At 43.1% G+C, this 1,926-nt stretch carries 2 protein-coding genes; both read left to right on the top strand.

Annotated features, from left to right (window positions below; translation table 11 throughout):
• On the top strand, window positions 1-375 hold a 375-nt coding region (rsxB, locus tag L654_RS0105270), incomplete at its 5' end, for an electron transport complex subunit RsxB (RefSeq protein WP_024607479.1).
• 8 nt (window positions 376-383) lie between these two features.
• Window positions 384-1,926 (top strand): electron transport complex subunit RsxC (rsxC, locus tag L654_RS0105275; protein WP_024607480.1); only part of this gene is annotated, 1,543 nt, incomplete at its 3' end.

Consider the following 1,926-nt stretch of genomic DNA (forward strand, 5'->3'; position numbering starts at 1 on the left):
GAAGCCATAGCCAATGGCGATGAAATAAATAAATGCCCACCGGGCGGCGAATCAACCATGAAAAAGCTTGCCGGCTTAATGGGTGTTGATGAAAAACCACTTGCCGGTGGCGAGCAAGCAGAACCTATAAAAACGGTGGCTTATATTCGCGAAGATGAATGTATTGGCTGTACCAAATGTATTCAAGCCTGCCCAGTTGACGCTATTTTGGGCGCAACTCGTCAAATGCATACCGTGTTAATTGATGAATGTACTGGCTGTGATTTATGTGTTGAGCCTTGCCCTGTAGATTGCATTGATATGCTACCTGTAGCCGAAACTAAACAAAACTGGAAATGGCAGCTAGATGCTATTCCTGTTACACAAATAGATTAGAGGTTTGAGTGGACAAGTTACTTGAACAAATAAAAAAAGGCACCGTGTGGGCATTTCCTGGCGGCATACACCCACCACAACAAAAATCACTCTCTAATAGTGCGAGTATCACTCGCCTACCTTTGCCCGACAAACTCATTGTTGCGCTTAAACAGCATATAGGCGCAAATGGTAAGTTACTGGTAGAAAAAGGCCAACACGTCTTAAAAGGCCAACCACTTACAGCGCCTGCCGCTAACTGGTCGGTACCTGTCCATGCGCCAAGCTCTGGTGTGGTTACTGATATTGCACCTATGCCATCAGCACACCCATCGGCCCTACCTGAACTAAGTGTTATTATTGAACCAGACGGCAAAGACGAATGGGTAGCTCTAAATAAAAATAAAAATCCTGCTGAGCTTAGTCATGACGAGCTGATAAATATTATTCACCAAGCCGGTATTAGCGGTATGGGTGGTGCTGGTTTTCCTACTTATGTAAAAGCAGATACCAAGCAACCTATCGAATTTTTAATTGTAAATGCTGTTGAGTGCGAACCTTATATTACTGCCGATGACGTTTTAATGCGCGAACACGCTAAAGAAGTTATCCAAGGCATTGAAATAATGCAGCAACTTTTAAATCCAACGCTGTGCATTGTGGGTATAGAAGATAATAAGCCAGAAGCTATTGCAGCAATGAAGCAAGCAGCTGAGCATAACTCAAAAATTATTATTCAAACGGTGCCCACTATTTATCCATCTGGCGGTGAAAAGCAATTAATTAAATTACTTACTAACCGTGAAGTTCCTAGCATTGGTATTCCTGCCGATATTGGTATTTTAGTGCATAACACCGGGACTTTGTTTGCCGTACAACAAGCCGTTTATGAAGGTAAACCACTCATTGAACGTATAGTTACGGTAACAGGTAACACTATTCATAAGCCTGGGAATGTATGGGCACTACTTGGCACTGAAATAAAGCATTTACTTGATTGCCAAGGTTTCTCACCTGTACCGCAGCAAAGTGTTGTAATGGGCGGCCCAATGATGGGCTTTACGCTACCCACAGTGCGTATTGGCATAGTTAAAACAACTAACTGTATTTTAGCGCCTGATCATAAAGAGCTTGCGGAGCCCGGCCCTGAAAAAGCCTGTATACGTTGTAGCGCCTGTGCCGATGCCTGCCCTGCTTCTTTATTACCACAGCAATTGCAGTGGTTTGCTAAATCAAAAGAGTACGACAAACTACAAGAGCATAATTTATTTGACTGTATTGAGTGTGGTGCTTGTGCATATGTGTGCCCAAGCGAAATCCCTCTTGTACAGTACTACCGTATAGCCAAAGTTGAAATTAAAGAACAACAAGCTGACAAAATTAAAGCCGACAGAGCAAAAGAGCGTTTTGATGCACGAAAAGAGCGTTTAGATCGCGAGCAAGAAGAACGTCAAAACCGCCATAAACGTAAACCTGCCGCTAAATCTGCTGACGAAAAGCAAAAAGTAGCAGAGGCACTAGCCCGCGTTAAAAATAAATCAGATAACGGCGATGAAAAATCAGCTGTTGCAG

It is taken from the genome of Pseudoalteromonas sp. TAB23, assembly GCF_000498075.1.
Classification (GTDB): domain Bacteria; phylum Pseudomonadota; class Gammaproteobacteria; order Enterobacterales; family Alteromonadaceae; genus Pseudoalteromonas; species Pseudoalteromonas arctica.